The sequence below is a fragment of the Aeromonas sp. ASNIH8 genome (assembly GCF_002919855.1).
In the GTDB taxonomy this organism is placed as follows: Bacteria; Pseudomonadota; Gammaproteobacteria; order Enterobacterales; family Aeromonadaceae; genus Aeromonas; species Aeromonas caviae.
This window is the reverse complement of sequence record NZ_PQLN01000087.1, coordinates 1-17,810: the sequence shown is the minus strand read 5'-3', so window position 1 is coordinate 17,810 and position 17,810 is coordinate 1. Positions and strand designations below refer to the sequence as shown.

14 protein-coding genes, 1 rRNA gene and 1 pseudogene are annotated in these 17,810 nt (G+C 64.4%); 8 read left to right on the top strand and 8 right to left on the bottom strand.

What is annotated here, in order from left to right; translation table 11 throughout:
• The coding region (locus C3418_RS18535; RefSeq protein WP_146054127.1) for a transposase at positions 1–341 on the top strand (341 nt) is incomplete at its 5' end.
• Between the two features lie 875 nt (positions 342–1,216).
• Here C3418_RS18535 and C3418_RS18515 read toward each other — a convergent pair.
• From C3418_RS18515 to C3418_RS18505, 3 genes are all read right to left on the bottom strand, one after another.
• The gene (locus C3418_RS18515; protein ID WP_103859038.1) at positions 1,217–2,488 is read right to left on the bottom strand and encodes a ferric reductase-like transmembrane domain-containing protein; all 1,272 of its coding nucleotides are present in this window, start codon (positions 2,486–2,488) and stop codon (positions 1,217–1,219) included.
• Between the two features lie 235 nt (positions 2,489–2,723).
• A complete protein-coding gene (locus C3418_RS18510) occupies positions 2,724–3,977 on the bottom strand; it encodes a DEAD/DEAH box helicase (RefSeq protein ID WP_103859037.1) in 1,254 nt (417 codons plus the stop codon).
• Between the two features lie 174 nt (positions 3,978–4,151).
• Positions 4,152–4,658, bottom strand: a complete 507-nt coding sequence (locus tag C3418_RS18505) for a hypothetical protein (RefSeq protein WP_103859036.1) — start codon at positions 4,656–4,658, stop codon at positions 4,152–4,154.
• Positions 4,659–4,805: 147 nt separating this feature from the next.
• Here C3418_RS18505 and C3418_RS18500 point away from each other — a divergent pair, with 147 nt between their 5' ends.
• Together C3418_RS18500 and C3418_RS18495 are read left to right on the top strand one after the other, a co-directional pair.
• Positions 4,806–5,714, top strand: coding sequence for an S-adenosyl-l-methionine hydroxide adenosyltransferase family protein (locus C3418_RS18500; protein ID WP_103859035.1), 909 nt, complete (start codon positions 4,806–4,808; stop codon positions 5,712–5,714).
• A gap of 441 nt (positions 5,715–6,155) precedes the next feature.
• Positions 6,156–8,051 (top strand): PhoX family phosphatase, encoded by a 1,896-nt coding sequence (locus tag C3418_RS18495; protein WP_103859034.1) that lies wholly within the window; start codon positions 6,156–6,158, stop codon positions 8,049–8,051.
• Positions 8,052–8,275: 224 nt separating this feature from the next.
• On the opposite strand, the gene C3418_RS18490 is transcribed toward C3418_RS18495, so the two are convergent.
• Entirely contained in the window at positions 8,276–10,225 is a 1,950-nt protein-coding gene (locus C3418_RS18490; protein ID WP_103859033.1) for a MacB family efflux pump subunit, read from the bottom strand.
• A 2-nt stretch (positions 10,226–10,227) separates the two neighbouring features.
• Complete coding sequence (locus C3418_RS18485; RefSeq protein WP_103859032.1) at positions 10,228–11,385, bottom strand: efflux RND transporter periplasmic adaptor subunit; 1,158 nt, start codon at positions 11,383–11,385, stop codon at positions 10,228–10,230.
• Between the two features lie 148 nt (positions 11,386–11,533).
• Here C3418_RS18485 and C3418_RS18480 point away from each other — a divergent pair, with 148 nt between their 5' ends.
• Together C3418_RS18480 and C3418_RS18475 are read left to right on the top strand one after the other, a co-directional pair.
• Positions 11,534–12,214: a response regulator transcription factor gene (locus tag C3418_RS18480; RefSeq protein ID WP_010672948.1), complete on the top strand. Its 681-nt coding sequence runs from the start codon at positions 11,534–11,536 to the stop codon at positions 12,212–12,214.
• A gap of 14 nt (positions 12,215–12,228) precedes the next feature.
• Complete coding sequence (locus tag C3418_RS18475; RefSeq protein ID WP_223954249.1) at positions 12,229–13,548, top strand: ATP-binding protein; 1,320 nt, start codon at positions 12,229–12,231, stop codon at positions 13,546–13,548.
• A 90-nt stretch (positions 13,549–13,638) separates the two neighbouring features.
• Here C3418_RS18475 and C3418_RS18470 read toward each other — a convergent pair whose 3' ends face one another.
• The 3 genes from C3418_RS18470 to C3418_RS18460 all read right to left on the bottom strand — a co-directional run bounded on the left by C3418_RS18470 (position 13,639) and on the right by C3418_RS18460 (position 15,051).
• Entirely contained in the window at positions 13,639–14,049 is a 411-nt protein-coding gene (locus C3418_RS18470) for a DUF6515 family protein (RefSeq protein WP_010672950.1), read from the bottom strand.
• A gap of 1 nt (position 14,050) precedes the next feature.
• Positions 14,051–14,344 (bottom strand): hypothetical protein, encoded by a 294-nt coding sequence (locus C3418_RS18465; RefSeq protein ID WP_103859030.1) that lies wholly within the window; start codon positions 14,342–14,344, stop codon positions 14,051–14,053.
• 146 nt (positions 14,345–14,490) lie between these two features.
• On the bottom strand, positions 14,491–15,051 hold the full coding sequence (locus C3418_RS18460) for a carbonate dehydratase (protein WP_010672952.1): 561 nt from the start codon (positions 15,049–15,051) through the stop codon (positions 14,491–14,493).
• Positions 15,052–15,272: 221 nt separating this feature from the next.
• Here C3418_RS18460 and C3418_RS18455 point away from each other — a divergent pair, with 221 nt between their 5' ends.
• The 3 genes and pseudogenes from C3418_RS18455 to C3418_RS18445 form a co-directional block, all read left to right on the top strand.
• The gene (locus C3418_RS18455) at positions 15,273–15,914 is read left to right on the top strand and encodes a ribonuclease (protein ID WP_103859040.1); all 642 of its coding nucleotides are present in this window, start codon (positions 15,273–15,275) and stop codon (positions 15,912–15,914) included.
• 203 nt (positions 15,915–16,117) lie between these two features.
• A pseudogene (locus C3418_RS18450) lies at positions 16,118–17,164 on the top strand (NAD(P)H-dependent flavin oxidoreductase).
• A gap of 531 nt (positions 17,165–17,695) precedes the next feature.
• A 16S ribosomal RNA gene (locus C3418_RS18445) occupies positions 17,696–17,810 on the top strand; the annotation flags it as partial.

The window sequence follows — 17,810 nt, the reverse complement described above, 5'->3', positions numbered from 1 at the left end:
AGCAATTTGTCTCAGCCGATGCCGGCTACCAAGGGGCGCCACAGCGCGAGGAGCTGGCCGAGGTGGATGTGGACTGGCTGATCGCCGAGCGCCCCGGCAAGGTAAGAACCTTGAAACAGCATCCACGAAAGAACAAAACGGCCATCAACATCGAATACATGAAAGCCAGCATCCGGGCCAAGGTGGAGCACCCATTTCGCATCATCAAGCGACAGTTCGGCTTCGTGAAAGCCAGATACAAGGGGTTGCTGAAAAACGATAACCAACTGGCGATGTTATTCACGCTGGCCAACCTGTTTCGGGCGGACCAAATGATACGTCAGTGGGAGAGATCTCACTAAAAACTGGGAATAACGCCTTAAATGGTGAAGAAACGGTCTAAATAGGCTGATTCAAGGCATTTACGGGAGAAAAGATCGGCTCAAACTGAAAAAATGAAATGACTGAGTCAGCCGAGAAGAATTTCCCCGCTTATTCGCACCTTCCCTAATCGACCCTACATGATGGGGCGTATTGTTACTTCCCCTCATCCCCGGCCCTTCTCCCGCAAGGGGAGAAGGGAGCAAATATGCTCCTCTGATTTGGTCTGGCAACCGGGCTTGGTATTGGCATGGGCCATCCCCTCTCCCTCGGGAGAGGGTTAGGGTAAGGGGCCGCTATCTGTGCTGTGTTTCGAATAGCGAAGCGTATTCGGACGATCGCGAATAGGGAGTTGCCGAGACGCTGCTGATATCCAGAGTTTCCTGTCGGTCTTGTCATGATCTGATGCGTGGCGGTATGCGGACGATTACGCTGCGCTAATCGACCCTACATCAAGGCGTTGATTGCGTATGTTGAGCCCTTACCTCTCTCCATTCCCCGCATTGCCAACCGCCATCTTTGTCGTGACTCGCTGCTGATTTCTCCTGATCTCCCCAGACTTCACCCTGGCTTCACACAGCCTCATTCTCCCCTCACATATCCCTTCTATCTTCTGCCCACTGATAAATGGGCCCGCTTGCCACAGGGTGGCGAGGGCCAAAGAGAGGGGAGCAAGACGATGAAATCCTGGATCAAATACGGGTTGGCCGGGGCCTTGATACTGGTGGCGAGTTTCTGGGGCGGTAGCGTGCGGGCGGCGGAGGTCTGTTCCACTCAAGGGGGCCCGTGCCCGCCCGTCTCCCTGCCCCCTTTATATCAACTGGCAGCCAATGGCTGAACGCGCCGGGCTGATCTGTCAACGGAAGCGGAACAGCTCCCGGTGCAGCGGGGTGGCCAGATGGGCATCCAGGGTGTGGGCCATGGGCTCGGGGCCGCAGAACCACACCGGGGTGTGCTGGCGTTTGCCCAGGGCGGGGAGATCCAGTCGGCCGCGCTCTGACTCCAGATGCAGCCGGTAGTCGACCCCGGCCCGGCGGCACAGCTCGGCCAGCCGACTGTGGTAGGGGGCGGCCTCGGCGCTGGGGGCGCATTGCAGCAAGGTGGTGCCCGGGCGTGTCTCGCCACGGCGCACCAGGGCCTCCAGCCAGGCGACGAAGGGGGTGATGCCGATACCGGCGCCCATCCAGAGCGCGGGGGCCGGGTCTGGCAGGGCGAAGGCGCCATAGGGGCCGGTCACGATGACCGCATCCCCCACCTTGAGGTGGCGGTGCAGCCAGCGGGTGTGATCCCCGAGGGCGCGTACCGCCAGGGTCAGGGAGCGGTAGTCTGCCGAGACATCCACCAGGGTGTAGGGATGGGGCTCGCCGCACCCGGCGAAGTCGAAGAAGGCGAACTGTCCGGGGCGATAGCCGTGCAGGGGCGCGGTGAGGGCAACCCGGATCTCCAGGGTGCGCTCATCCAGGGGGGTGAGGGCGCTGACCGTCCCCTGGTGGCGCTCGTTTTGGCCCACCCGGCCAAACAGGGAGTAGAGCGCCCCCAGGGCACCCAGCCCGCCGCCGATGAGCAGGGTCAGGCCGACCGGGGTCAGGACGCCGATGCGTGGCAGCAGGCAGAGCCCGTGCAGCCAGCCCATCAGATAGATGACGGGGGCCAGCCGGTGAACCACCCGGAAGCGCTCGTAGCGCACCACCGCAAGCAGGCTCACCGCTACCAGGGCCAGCAGCAGATAGAAACCCCATTCCCCCAGGGTATTGCCGAGTTCGTGCCACAGGTCATCGCTGCCTGCGCCTGCACCGCGGCGTGCCGGCCGGGTCAGCCAGTCGGCGGCGACGGCCCACTTGGGGGCCTCCACCAGCAGCCAGTGGGCCAGCAGGGTGCCGGTGGCCCAGAGGGCGCTGCTGCGGTGCAGGTGCAACATGCGATCCAGCCCGCCGCACCAGGCCTCGAGCCTGGGCAGGCGCAGGGCCAGCAGCAAAGAGAGGGTCATGGCGCCAAGGCCAAGCAGACCGGTCAGGATAAGCAGCTCGTGGCGCCAGGGCCAGACGCTGGCGGGCCACTGGGTGAAACCAGAGAGCCAGAGCAGGGTGAGGGTCAGGGGCAGGGCCCAGACGAGGGATGCGGGTTTCATGATGTCCTCCTTGTGCCATGCCTTTATTTCACGCCTGCTTTGTGGCGAAAGTGTGCCCCTTTACTACCTCTTTTGTAGCAGAGTGTGGCAAGGATCTGCCCGGGGGAGGCCTGGTCAGGGGAGCAAAAGGGAGAGAGCAAGAGAGGGGGTCGGCGGCGCCAGGGTTTCTCCCCGGGTCGGCGTGAGGGAAAGGGGAGCCCCCGTGCTTTGGGGCTCCCCCGCAAGAGCCTCCATGTCAGGATTTTCGGCCCTTGCCGCCCTTGTTGCCCGCGAGGGCCTGCTTTCTGGCCTTCTGCTTCTGGGCTCCCTTGCTGGCGCGGCGCGGCTCTGGGTCGAAGCGGGTCAGATCCGGCTCGAAGCCCGGGAACCACTGCTGGGGCAATCGGGTGTCGAGCACCGCCTCCACCTTCTCCAGCAGGGGCGCGTCTTCGGGGCTGAACAATGTGATGGCGAGCCCCTTGTTGCCGGCGCGGCCGGTGCGCCCGATGCGGTGCACGTAATCCTCAGGCTGATGGGGGAACTCCAGGTTGATCACATGGTTGAGGTCGCTGATATCGAGGCCGCGAGCCGCCACGTCGGTGGCCACCAGGGCCTGCAGGGTGCCGGCGCGAAACTCCAGCAGCACCTTCTCCCGAGCGCTCTGGGACAGATCCCCGTGGAAGGCCAGCGCATTGATGCCCGCCTTGCCAAGCTGCTGGGCCAGCTTGTCGGCCCCCTGGCGGGTGCGGCTGAAGATCAGCGCCGGTGCCCAGCCCTTCACGGTCAGCATGTGTTCGACCAGCGCCACCTTGCGATCCCCATCCACCGCATAGACCCGCTGCTCCACCTCGGCCGCCGTGGTGTTGCGCGGTGCCACCTCGATCAGTTCGGGGTCGCGAAGCAAGACCTTGCTGAGCGCAAAGAGGTTGTCGTCGCAGGTGGCCGAAAACAGCAGGGTCTGGCGATCCGCCGGTATCTGTTTGAGCAGGGCGGTGATCTCGTCCATGAAGCCCATGTCGAGCATGCGATCGGCTTCATCGAAGACCAGAAACTCTAGCTGGCCCAGGCGCAGCGCCCCCTGGCGCAGATGGTCGAGCAACCGGCCCGGGGTGGCGATCAGCAGATCCACCCCGGCTTTCAGCGCCTCCACCTGGGCCGCTATGCTGACCCCGCCGTAGACCAGGGCGCTGGCAAGGCCTGTGCCCTGACCGTAGCGCTCGACGCTATCAAAAACCTGCACCGCCAGCTCGCGGGTCGGCACCAGCACCAGGGCGCGGATGGGGCGAGGGGACGCCTGTTGCGGCTGCTGCATCAACAACTCCAGCAGTGGCAGCACGAAGGTGGCGGTCTTGCCGGTGCCGGTCTGGGCCCCCGCCAGCAGATCGCGGCCTGCCAGGATGGCCGGGATGGCGGCGGCCTGGATCGGGGTCGGCGTGGCGTAGCCGAGTTCGCTCAGGGTCTGCTGCAAACGGGGGGAGAGCGCCAGGTCGGCAAAGGAGGCGTTGGACATAGGGGCACCAGTATGGGGTTATCGCGGCCAGGGGCCGAGACGGACACGATCAGAGTGGCCGGCATGGTAACAGATACAGCGGCACGGGCAGAAGGCGGACCGGTGGGGCCGCAGGGTCAGATGCAGTGAAATACCTCTGCCAGCGCCTCGGCTGACCCTTCATGCCGGGCTGGCTCAGTCAACCAGGGCGACGCTACCTGCATCCAGGTGGTGCATCCACTCCCGCAGGATCAGCAGGGCGGCGGCGACGCGCCTCTCCCTCGGCAACTGGGCGGAGGCGAGGGGATCCCCCTCCACCATGGCGGCCAGCTGGCCGAACAACCGCTCTATGTTCTCCCGGCTCTGCACCCGGTTGCCGAGCACCTCGGCCAGGGGCACCGGGCTTTGCAGGTGCAGCACGGGGTGGGGCGGGATCCGGTCCGCGAGGGGCATCAGCACATCTTCCACCACCATGATGGCCTGCTCAAGCTCGAGGGGGGTCAGCAGATCCTCCGTTACCGGGATGGCCTGCTCCAGCTCCAGGGCGCTCGGCGGGTCCCGGCGAAACGGACCCGGGGTCAGGGCATCCAACCCCAGGGCCAGCGAAAAGGTCTGGCTGACGCCGTCCGCCCCGCTGATCTGCACCCGGCTCCGGGTCTCCCCCAGGCTCAGCAAAATGGTGTCGCGTTTCTCTACTGTCATGTGGTGCTCTCCTGTCGTCGAATGCCCATGGATACACCCGAGCGGTCCGGATTGGCGAGTTTTTTCCCCCCATTCGGGCATCAGGGGTTGCAAAGATCTCCTTGAATGGCAATCTGGACGTCCAAACGTCTTGAAAGGAGCCCTGACATGGATATTCGTATCGTCCCCCGCGCCCTCGTGCTTGCCCTCTCCCTGGTGGGGGCTAGTGCCTTCGCAAGCGAGGCCCTGGTGTTCCAGACCGACTTCGGTCTCAAGGATGGCGCCGTCTCGGCCATGAAGGGGGTCGCCTTCGGGGTGGACCGCACCCTGCCGCTCCATGACCTGACCCACGAGATCCCGGCCTACAACATCTGGGAAGCCTCCTACCGCCTCTATCAGACCCTGCAATACTGGCCCGCGGGTACCGTCTTCGTCAGCGTGGTGGACCCCGGTGTCGGCACCGAACGCAAGTCGGTGGTACTCAAGACCAAGAGCGGCCACTACATCGTCAGCCCTGACAACGGCACCCTGACCCTAGTGGCGGAGCACTTCGGCATCGAGGCGGTGCGCCAGATAGACGAGAAGACCAACCGCCTCAAGGGCTCCGAGAAGTCCTATACCTTCCACGGCCGCGACGTCTACGCCTACACCGGCGCGCGCCTTGCCTCCGGTGCCATCAGCTTCGAGCAGGTGGGGCCTCTGCTGCCCGCCGAGGTGGTGACCATCCCCTATCAGCCTGCGGTGGCCGAGCAAGACGGTACCCTCAAGGGCACCATTCCGATCCTGGACGTGCAGTACGGCAACGTCTGGACCAATATCGACGACAGCCTGCTGACCAAGGCGGGTATCCACAAAGGCGACAACGCCTGCATCAGGATCAGCGAAGGGGATGCGCTGAAATACGAGGGCAAGGCCCCCTACGTCAGCAGTTTTGGCGATGTGCCGGAGGGCCAGCCCCTGGTCTACCTCAACAGCCTGTTGCAGGTGTCGGTGGCCCTGAACATGGACAGCTTCGCCGCCAAACATCAGGTGCAATCCGGCGCCAACTGGCATATCAGCCTGAAGAAGTGCGGCTAGACGCTGCCAGCGGGTGCTATCCGGTACAAACGGGCATAGCAGTCTGAAGAAGTGCAACTAGACGCTGCCAGCGGGTGCTATCCGGTACAAACGGGCATAGCAGCCTGAAGAAGTGCAACTAGACGCTGCCAGCGGGTGCAATCCGGTATAAACGGCATATCAGCCTGAAGAAGTGCAACTAGACGCTGCCCGCGGGTGCTATCCGGTACAAACGGGCATATCAGTCTGAAGAAGTGCGGATAGGGTTCAACCCTTCTGTCGGCGACATGTCTTTCGGGGCGGTGGGACTGGTGTCCACCGCCCCTTGTCGTTAGCTGTGGCGTCTTGCCAGGCCAGGCGGTTATCTCATCATTTGTCATCCTCGCTTAATAAAGCGCTGCCATGCTGTGGCCGGACGCCGTGATGACGCAATGATTGCGCCGAGATAACAAGGAAAAGCCGATGAGCCGTTTTGACGAGAAAGACAGTGCCAACCACCCCCGCGAGCAGGAGCCGGCGTTCAACCGCCTCATCGAGGCGGGTCTCAGCCGCCGTGGCTTCCTCAAAGGGGTGGGCGCCGCCAGCATGGTGGCCTTCTTTGCCGCGAGCCCCGTGGCCCAGGCCGTGGCCGCCGCAACCCGGCCGCTGCTTGGCTTCCAGGCCGTGCCCGCCTCGGTGGCCGACACCATAGTGGTGCCGTCCGGCTACAAGGCCGAGGTGCTGATCGCCTGGGGAGATGCCCTCTTCCCCGATGCCCCCGCCTTTGCCCAAAGCAACGACGCCAAGGCCCAGGCCCGCCAGTTTGGCGACAACAACGACGGCATGAGCTTCTTCCCCCTGGGCCCGGATCGCGCCCTGCTCGCCGTCAACAACGAATACACCAACTACGAATACCTGTTTGCGGATGGCGGCAAGACCCTCAGTGCAGAGGCTGTCGCCAAGGCCCAGGCGGCCCACGGGGTCTCCCTGGTGGAGCTGGTGCGCATCGATGGCAAGTGGCAGGCCAACCCCAAGGGGGCCCTCAACCGCCGCATCACCGCCACGACCCCCATGACATTGAGCGGCCCGGCGGCGGGCCATGCCCTGCTCAAGACCCAGGCCGATCCCGAGGGGCGCACCGCCCTTGGCACCTTCAACAACTGCGCCAATGGCCAGACCCCTTGGGGCACCTACCTCACCTGCGAGGAGAACTTCAACGGCTACTTCGGCAGCGAGGGCAAGCCGGTGCTGGACCAGCGCGCCGCCCGCTACGGCCTGGCCGCCGAGGATGCAGGCTTTGGCTGGCACAAGTTTGACGAGCGGTTCGATCTCGCGAAGCATCCCCAGGAGCCGCACCGCTTCGGCTGGGTAGTGGAGATCGATCCCCGCGATCCCGCCTCCACCCCGAAGAAGCGTACCGCCCTTGGCCGCTTCAAGCATGAGAATGCGGCCTTCACCGTCAACCAGGATGGCCGCGCCGTGGTCTACCTCGGCGATGACGAGCGGGGGGAGCACATCTACCGCTTCGTCTCGAAGAACAGGGTGGCGCCGGGTAACGATCCTGCGAACCGGGATCTGTTGGACGAGGGCACCCTCTATGTGGCCCGCTTTGAGGCCAGGGAGGGGGAGCTCAAGGGCACCGGCCAGTGGCTGCCCCTGGTGCACGGCGAGCACGGTCTGACCCGGGAGAACGGCTTCGCCGATCAGGGGGAGGTGCTCATCTTCGCCCGGGAGGCGGCGACCCGGCTCGGCGCCACCACCATGGACAGGCCCGAGTGGGTGGCCGTGCATCCCCACAGAGCCGAGGTCTACTGCACCCTGACCAACAACAAGAACCGCGGCCTCAAGGAGAACCAACCTCTCGATGGGGCCAACCCCAGGGCCGAGAACCCCTATGGCCAGATCATCCGCTGGCGCCCGATGGGGGACGATCACGGGAGCGACAGCTTCGAGTGGGATCTCTTCCTGCTGGCGGGCAACCCGGGCGTGCACAAGGAGGGGCTGATGGCGGGCAGTGCCAACATCCATCCGGACAACATGTTCAACAGCCCGGACGGCATCGGCTTCGACGAGGCGGGGCGGCTCTGGATCCAGACCGACGGCGACTACTCCAACGAGAAGCAGTTTGCCGGCATGGGCAACAACCAGATGCTGTGCGCCGATCCCGCGAGCGGCGAGGTGCGCCGCTTCCTGACCGGCCCTGTGGCCTGCGAAATAACGGGCCTCACCTTCACGCCTGACTGGCGCACTCTGTTCGTCGGGGTGCAGCACCCGGGTGAGGAGGGGGCGCCCTCCCATTTCCCGGACGGCGGCACCGCCATTCCCCGCTCCGCTGTGTTGCGGATCACCCGGGACGATGGCGGCATCATCGGCGCCTGATGGCCCGGGGTAACCGACTGGCCCGTGATGACAAAAGCCGCCTTCGGGCGGCTTTTTTTGTGGGTGTGGCGGGCGGGAGACAAAAAAAGACCGGGTACGGGACCCGGTCAAAGAACCCGCGCATTCAGGGAAGAAGTGCGGGCGTTCAGGCTTGGTGGCGGGGCCGGGCATCGGCCCCTGATCCGGTGTCGGGGTGAGTGGCGTCACCCCGGCGTCAATGCGGGCTATTCGCGCTCCAGTGCGTGGATGGGATCCAGCCTGGCGGCCCGGCGGGCCGGGGCGAAGCCGAATATTACCCCGATCAGGCTGGCGCAAAGGCAGGCCACCCCCATGGCGGCAAGGGAGTAGCTCATCCGGACGCCGCTGCTGAAGTGGTCGAACAGTTGGCCCAGCACCAGGGAGAGGACGATGCCGAGCACGCCCCCCAGCAGGCAGATCAGCACGGCTTCAATAAGGAACTGCTGCTGGATGTCCCGGGTCCGGGCGCCGACCGCCATCCGCACCCCTATCTCCCGGGTGCGCTCGGTGACCGAGACCAGCATGATGTTCATCACCCCTATGCCCCCGACGATCAGGGAAATGAGGGCGATGAGGGCGATCAGCGTGGTCAGGGTGGCGCTGGTCTGGCTGATGGTCTGGCGGATGCTGTCGGTGTTGAGCAGGAAGAAGTCCTGGCTGCCGTGGCGCAGGGTGAGCAGGCGGCTGATGCCATCCTGGGCGGCGTCCAGGCTCACCTCGTCCCGCACCCGCACGCTGATGCTGCGCAGATGGCTCTGCCCCAGCAGGCGGCTCATGGCGGTGGTATGAGGGATCCAGACGTTGAGGGTCTCGTCGCTGCCAAAGCCGCTCTGGTTCTTGATGGCGACTCCGATCACCCGGCAGGGCAGATCCCCCAGCAGGATCACCTGGCCCAGGGGGGACTGGGTCGGGGCGAACAGCTTGTCCCGGGTGTGCTCGTCGATCACCACCTCCTGGGCCAGGCTCTCCTCGCTCTGGCGATCAAAGCCCATGCCCTGGGCCAGGCGATAGCCCCTGACCTGGAAGAACTGGGCGCCGACGCCGTTGATGGTGCCGGAGACGGCGGTGCTGCCAAGGCGCAGGGTGGCGCTGGTGCTGAGGCTGGGGGTGACGCTGTGCACGTAGTCCAGCCGGGCGATGGCCTCGGCGTCCCCGATCCGCAACGTCTGTATGGTAGCGGAGCGCATGTCCCCGAAGCCGCGGCCGGGGAACACCTCCAGGGTGCTGGTGCCCATGGCGTTGATGTTCTCCAGCACCCGCTCCCGGGAGCCCTGGCCGAGGGCCACCACGGTCACCACCGAGGCGATACCTATGATGATGCCGAGCATGGTGAGAAAGGTGCGCAGACGCTGGGCAACCATGGCCTTGAGGGCCATCTGCAGGGCATTCCCGAGCCCCGCCATCAGCGGGGCCTTCCCCCTGGCGGACGTCTTGGTGGCGGTCTGGGTCGCCTGGGGAAGGGCCTGTGGCTCGCGCGTGCGGCGATCGGCGATCACCCGGCCATCTTTCAGTTCGATGATCCGCTCGGCGTGGCGGGCGATGTCCATGTCGTGGGTGACGATCACCAGGGTGTGGCCCTGGCGATGCAGAGCTTGAAGGCTCGCCATCACCTCGGCGCCGCTCTGGCTGTCGAGGGCCCCGGTCGGCTCGTCGGCCAGGATCACCTCGCCGCCGTTGATGAGGGCCCGGGCGATGCTGACCCGCTGCTGCTGGCCGCCGGAGAGCTGGCTTGGCTTGTGTTCGAGCCGGCTGGCGAGGCCGAAGCGGGTCAGCAGGGCCTCGGCCCGCTGGCGTCGCTCGGCCGGATCCAGACCGGCGTAGAGGGCGGGCACTTCCACATTGGTGCGGGCATCGAGATCCGCCAGCAGGTGATAACGCTGGAAAATGAAGCCGAAGTGCTCCCGGCGCAGGGCGGCGAGCTCGTCCCGGCTGAGGGTGGCAGTGTCGCGCCCGGCCACCAGATAGGCCCCCTCGCTCGGCTGATCCAGGCAGCCCAGCAGGTTCATCAGGGTGGATTTGCCGGAGCCCGAAGCGCCGACGATGGCCACCATCTCTCCACGGGCGATCGCCAGATCGATGCCATCGAGCACGGTGACGGTGCGCTCACCCTCTTTGAAGTGGCGGCGGATGCCCCGCAGTTGCAACAAGGCGCCCATGGTCACATCCCCATGGGGGGCGGCATGCCCCCGGCGGCGTCGCTCTGGCCTGCGCTCACTTCGCTGACGATGACCCGCTCACCGGTGCTCAGGCCCGACAGGATCTGGGCATCCACCTTGTTGTTCAGGCCGACCTTGACCCGGCGCAGGCTGATCCGGCCTCCGTCGTCGATCACCCTGACCTGATCCCCCTGCAGGGCGATGGCCGGGATCACCAGCGCATCTTTGAGCCGGGCGACCACCAGATAGACCTGGGCCGTCATGCTGATCCTGAGCTGACCATCCTGGTTGGGCACCTCGAACAGGCCGTGATAATAGATGGCGCTGCTGTCGCTGCTGCTGGTGGTGTCGTCGTCATTGATGGTGTCGGGGGCGGGCTCGATGGCCCGCAGGGATCCCTCGAAGCGGCGCTGGCTGTTGCCAAGAATGGTGAAATAGACCGGCATGCCGACCCGGACGTTGATGACGTCGGCCTCGGAGATCCTGGCCTCCACCGTCATGGTATCGAGCTGGGCGATCTTGAGCAGGGTGGGGGTGCTCTGGCTGGCGTTGAGGGTCTGCCCCTCCTCCACCGGCATGGCCACCACGGTACCGGAGAGGGGGGCCAGGATCCGGGTATAGCCCAGGTTGACCCGGGCGGTGTCCACCGCGATCTCGGCCTGCACCCGCTGGGCGTTGAGGGCCCGGATATCGGCCAGGGTCTCGTCCAGGGTCGCCTTGGCGCTGTCATGGTCGGCCGTGCTGCCAAGGCCTCTTGCGACGATCTGCTGCTGGCGCTGGTATGCGAGGCGAGCATTGCGAAGGGTGGCCTCTTTGGAATCCAGCTGGGCCTGGAGGTTGTCGCGCTGGGCCAGGGCATCCTTGAGGGCGTTCTGCTGGGGCAGATCGTCGATCTCGACCAGCAGCTCCCCCTGTTTGACCTCCTGCCCCAGAGTCACGTGCAGTTTCTTGATCTGGCCCGACACCTGGGCGCCCACGCTCACCTGCTTGCGCGCCTTCAGGGTGCCGTCCGCCATGATGAGCTGCTCCAGATCCCGGGTCTCGGCACTGGCGGTGATGTAGTCGCTGGCGGGTGCCTTGGCCTGGGGGCGCCAGGCCAGCAACAGGGCGAGGGCGCACAGGGGCAGCAGCCAGAAGAGACGAGGGGAGAACGTGGGCATGACAACCTGTATCCTGAATGACGATCACGGCGGCACTCTACCCCAGAGCCGGGTTAAGGCTCTTTGCGCCAAGCGTAAGGGTTTCGTAAAAATGGCTGCCAAGTGCGTGGCAAGCGGCGAAAATGGCCGCCGACAAGGGAGACCGCATATGAAGATCCTGCTGGTGGATGACGATGCCGAACTGGGCGCCATGTTGAGTGAATACCTGGGGGGAGAGGGGTTTGATACCACCCAGGTGCTGACCGGAGGGGAAGGTGTTCACCATGCCCTCTCCGGCCGTTACAGCGCCCTGCTGCTGGATGTGATGCTGCCCGACTTGAGCGGCACCGAGGTGCTGCGCCAGGTGCGCCAGCGCAGCCGCCTGCCGATCATCATGCTGACCGCCAAGGGGGACAACGTGGATCGAGTGGTGGGACTGGAGATGGGGGCCGATGACTATGTGCCCAAACCCTGCTACCCCAGGGAGCTGGTGGCCCGGCTGCGGGCCGTTCTGCGGCGGGTCAACGAGGGGGGGAGCGCAACCCCCTCGCCGGATGCCCTCATCCTCGGGGATCTGACGGTCACCCCGGCCAACCGGGTCTGTCTCTGGCAGGGGGAGCCGCTGGAGCTGACCGCCACCGAGTTCAACATGCTGGTGTTGCTGGTGCGAGCACCGGAGCAGGTGGTCACCAAGGACACCCTCTCCCTGCAAGGGGTAGGGCGCCCGAGGGAGGCCTATGATCGCAGCGTCGATGTGCACATCTGCAACCTGAGGCAGAAACTGCAGCAAAAAGCGGGGGAGGCCGTCACCATAGAGACGGTGCGCAGCATAGGGTACAAGATACGGTGATCCTCAAGGGACGTTTGTTCTGGAAGATTCTGCTGGGGTTCTGGCTGGCCATCGTGCTGGTCAGCCAACTGCTCTGGCTCGGTTTTCGTGCCGAGCGTGACCCCCCGGAAGAGCACCTGGCCCAGCAGTTGGCGAACCAGCATCTGGAGATGGCGGCAGCCGTGCTGGCAAAGGGGGGAGTCGAGGCTGCGACGGCATTGAGCCAGGCCATGTCGCCGCCGTTGCTGCAGATAACACTCCTCGATGTCTCCGATGCGCCTCCCCGGCCAGCGCCCCGGGCATCCAGGTTGACAGCCTCCGGGGAACCTGGCCCGGGCATCGTGCTGACACGCACCGTGATTGCCAGCGACGGGCAGACCTATCTGCTGCAGACCAGAGTGGACCCGCGCGTCCTCCCCGGCGGGCCGGCTCCCGGCCCCCTCTCCTGGCTCAACATTCCCCCGCCCATGCTCTGGATTGGCGGCCTGGGGGGACTCTTGTTCAGCATTCTGTTCGCCTGGCACCTGACCCGGCCCATGAACGCCCTGCGGCGCAGCTTCGATCGGGTAGCCAGGGGGGATTTGGGGGTCAGACTCTGGCCCGCTCTGCGCTGGCGCCGGGACGAGCTGACGGAGGTGGCGAAGGAGTTCGATCTCATGGTGGAGCGGTTGCAGCAACTGGTCGAGGGGCGCGAGCAACTGCTTCACGACGTCTCCCACGAGCTGCGATCCCCCCTGGCCCGCATCCAGATGGCCATCGGCCTGGCGGAGCAGCGCCCGGAGAAGGCGAGCGACGCCCTGGCGCGGATCCGGCTCGAGACGGAGCGGATGGACAGGATGATAGGGGAGCTGCTGACCCTCTCCCGTGCCGAGCAGGGCCACGGGCTTGAGCAGAGCCACTACGACCTGCTGGCGCTGGTGGAGACGGTTGTCCAGGATGCCAGGTTCGAAGCCCAGCAATCCGGAGTCGAGATAGGGCTCGAGGCGGCGCTGGGGGAGGGTTGTCTCCTGCTGGGGCATGCCGAGCTGGTGCGCCGCGCCGTGGATAATGTGGTGCGCAACGCCCTGCGTTTCTCGCAGTCGGGCCAGATGGTGAGTGTTCGCTTGCTGCGCCTGGGCCAGGAGATGCAGCTCTCCATCGCCGATCGGGGGCCCGGGGTGGAGGAGGGGAAGCTTGCGGGGATCTTCGACCCCTTCGTGCGCATCGGCTCACCCCGCATGGGCAAGGGCTACGGGCTCGGTCTCGCCATCGCCCGCAAGGCGGTGATTCTGCAGGGCGGCACCATCCAGGCGCGCAATCGCGCACAGGGGGGGCTGAGAGTGACCATGACGCTGCCCCTGCATGACCCGTCCTGAGGTACGCGGCTCAGACCCGAGTGGGGTAAACACCCCGGTAATGAAAGAGGGGGCCAAGGCCCCCTGCTCGTATCTGTTCCACCGTGCGATTCAGCGCAGCGCCGCGGGCGGCGGCACCTCGGTGTAGCGCCCGTCTATTTCTCGCAGGTAGTAGTGACCCTCCCTGACGTAATAGCGGCGGCCATCCAGATCCAGGGGGATGAGCCCTGTCTCTGCCACCACCAGGACCTGAGGAGGTGGGGAGACCACCACATAGTGGTTCTCCTGCCGACGGTAGAAGATGCCGTCGAGCACATAGTAGGTGAGCCCGGCCAGCAGCAGGGTTTCCACCCCTCCCGGCAGCCTGTCGACGCGGTGGCCGAAGCCGGGGCCAGCCCCATGGCCGTACTGTGGGGCAGGGCTCTCCCATCCGCCCGGTCTGCCCATGTTCCCCGGACCCGCCATGGCGGGCAGGGCGATGGCCATGGCAAGCAGCCAGAGTGAAGGGCGGTGCAGACTCATCTCACTGCCCCTTGAGCGGTGCACCGGCGGGCTGGGGTTTGAGTGGCTGGGGCGGCAGTTCGCGCACGCTGACCGTGACCTCGTAGCGGGTATCCGGCTTGGCGGCATCAATGTTTTTGGACAGCGCCTGGACCAGGGCCTGGGGATCCGCACCCTGCTTGCTGGCGTGATAGAGCACGGAGGGGGGCGGTGTCATGGGGCCTCCCTGGCGGGCGCCTATCGGGGGCGGCATCTCGCCGGCATGAAGGAGCGTGGTGCCCAGCAGCAGGGCAAGGGCGACAGGATAGCGTGACATGATGATGACTCCATTGATGGGAACGCCCCCATCAAACGCGACGCGTGCGCCCGGCTCAACCACCTTTACACCCTCTTTTCGCCCTCTTTACAGTTGTGACAACGGGCGCCGTGGCGCCCGTTGTGTGTCGTGAACCGCTCGCCGGATCAAAACTCGTTGGAGAGCGCCTTGTAACCCCTGACCAGGTCGATGTTGGTGTGAGCCACATCCTCGGAGAACTCGGTGGCGTCCACGGTGACGCGCGGGATCTGCGCCAGATCGCTCTGCTGGTTGATGCGGGTGGTGGAGGGGACATAGAAGCCGGGGGGAATATCGCAGCCATCGACCACGGAGTTGTGACGCACCACGGACCCTTCGCCGATGTGGCAGTTGAACAGCACGCTGTTGAAGCCGATGAAGACCCGGTTACCCACTTCGCAGGGGCCGTGGACGATGCTGCGGTGGGCGATGGAGCTGAACTCGCCGATGGTGACGGCAGCGCCGGATTTGGAGTGGATGACGACGCCATCCTGAATGTTGGAGTTGGCGCCGATGACGATGGGTTCCATGTCACCGCTCTCGTCCACTTCGTCTGCGCGGATCACGGCATAGGGGCCGACAAACACGTTCTCCTTGATGATCACCTTGCCACAGATGATGGCGGTCTTGTCGATATAGGCGGATTCGTCGATAACGGGCAGGTGACCTGAGGGATTCTTGCGGATCATGTTACGTCCTGTTGCTGATGAAATCGGGGAAACGTGGCGCGTCATGAAGGCCCGCCGGAGAGCCAGCTTACGCCTCTGATCCGGCAGGGGAAACCTTTTACTGGTCTGACCCACAGTGAGTAAGGCCATTTTGAGCGATTGTTCTTTGACTCCCTGTTATGGGAGCATGAGGGCGCAAAATGGGGCGCCACCGGGTGCAAAGAGATGAGGGGGAACGAGAGATGAAGCAGGTCATGGTATGGCTGGTGGGGTCGCTGTTGTGGATCTCCGCCGCCCAGGGCAAAGGCTATGCGGGGGAGTTTGACTATTACGCCATGGCACTCTCCTGGTCGCCCGAGCATTGCGCCATCAAGCCAGGGGATCGGGAGCAGTGCGCCCGCAAGCTGGGGTTCGTGCTGCATGGGCTCTGGCCCCAGTATCAGCGCGGCTACCCCGCCAGCTGCACCCGCGAGCGGCTGGATGCGGATATGGAGCAGCAGTTTGCCGGGCTCTACCCCAGCCGCTTCCTCTATCGCCATGAATGGGAGAAGCACGGCACCTGTTCCGGGCTGAGCCAGGAGGCATTTCACCAATTGGCCAGCGAGCTGCGCCAGAAGGTGAAGATCCCGGCCGACTATCAATCGCCGGAAGAGCCGCTGCGCAAAACCAGCTTCCAGCTCAAGGCTGATCTGGCGAGCGCCAACGAGTGGCTGGCCCCCGATAACATCACGGTGGCCTGCGCCGATGGGGGCCGCTTCCTGCGGGAGATCTACATCTGCATCAACAAGCAGGGGACGGATGCGGTTCCCTGCTCCGACGAGATGCAGAAGCGGGAGCGCCGCTCCTGTGGCCAGCCGGACTTCCTGCTGCGCAGCGTGCGTTGACACTTCACGTTCGGGCCCTTCGCGGGCCCGATGTGCCATGAACCTCAAGGAGCCTGATGGATGAAAGCCAAGACAGGATGTCTGGCCGGGAACTGGACAGGCGATATCGCCAGACGACGTGTCAGCACGTCAGGTGCGCTCTGCCGACTCAACCCGCCTCTGGCGCACAATCAGACTGACCATCAGAAACAGGAAACCGTCATATGACGCTCTTTGCCGAACTGGGGATGCGCTATCCCGTCATTCAGGCCCCCATGGCGGGCGTGCAGAACAGCGCCCTGGCGATGGCGGCGACCAGTGCGGGGGCACTGGGCTCCCTGCCTGCCGCCATGCTGAGTGGTGCCGATCTGCGCCAGGAGCTGAGCCGCCTCGCCGCCAGTGGGCCGGGCCCATACAACATCAACTTCTTTTGCCATCGGCAGCACGAGCCGGAACCGGCAGCGGAGCAGCGCTGGCGCCAGGTACTGTTACCCTATTACGCCGAGTTCGGGGTGGATGCCGCTGCACCGTCGCGAGCCCCCTCTCGGGCCCCCTTCAATGACGAGCATGCGGCCCTGCTTGCAGAGTTCAGACCTGCCGTGGTCAGTTTCCACTTCGGCTTGCCCGAGCCCGAATTGCTTGCCCAGGTAAAAGCCACAGGCGCAAAAGTGTTTGCCAGCGCCACCACGGTGGCAGAAGCGCAGTGGCTTGCTGACCACGGAGCCGATGCCGTCATCGCCCAGGGGCTGGAGGCGGGTGGCCATCGCGGCCATTTCCTGAGTGAGGATCTCAGCTTGCAGCAGGGCACCTTTACCCTTCTGCCACAGGTAGTGGCGGCAGTGGATCTGCCTGTCATCGCCGCCGGGGGCATAGTCGACGGCAAGGGGATCAAGATTGCCTTGGCACTGGGGGCCAGCGCAGTCTAGGTGGGAACGGCGTTCCTCTGCTGCCACGAGGCGACGACCTCGCCCCTGCATCGTGCGGCGCTGCAGGGGAGGCATGGCCAACACACCGCACTGACCAATCTGTTCAGCGGCCGTCCGGCGCGGGGGATAGTCAACCGCTTGATGCGGGAACTCGGCCCCCTTTCGGTGCTGCCGCCAGACTTCCCGTATGCCAGCGGCGCATTGGCTCCGTTGCGTGCCGCAGCCGAAAAGGCGGGTGACAGCGGTTTCTCGCCACTCTGGGCCGGGCAGAATATATCGGGTTGCCGCTCCATGGCGGCAGCCGAGCTGATCGCTGCCTGGGTTGCTGAGGCAGGACTGGCCTGATCGTCACTTTGCGATTCTCTTCCTTTATATATGGATTGATATGGTCAGCAACCCTTCGAACAGGAGACGGGCAGAGAGGAACGGGAGGTAATAGGGTGCAGAATAAGCCCTTCTGGGGCTTGTCCTGTGGGTAAGTCTGTATAAAAACTGTGTTTTGATATGAATAACTAAGAATTGGCATTTTTTTGCAATTTTATTGCGATGAGAGCTTGCCAATGTGATCTATGTCTCTATAATGCGCCTCCATCGACACGGCAAGCGGCAACGTAAACAACCTGGTCGATAGCCTCGAAAAGCCTGTAAAAATAAGGCTTGACTCGAGAGGGCGGTTGAGTAGAATGCCACTCCCGCAGCAGCCAAAAGCTGCGTCGCTCTTTAACAATTTGAATCAAGCAATCTGTGTGGGCACTCACAGCATCGAGTATCAAAAACAATTTTTGATATCAATGTCTGATGAAGTGACCAAAGCAACGAAAGTTGCAGCAGTTAATTCAGCAATTCATTGAGCCGCCTTTATTGGCAACCAAACTTAAATTGAAGAGTTTGATCATGGCTCAGATTGAACGCTGGCGGCAGGCCTAACACATGCAAGTCGAGCGGCAGCGGGAAAGTAGCTTGCTACTTTTGCCGGCGAGCGGCGGACGGG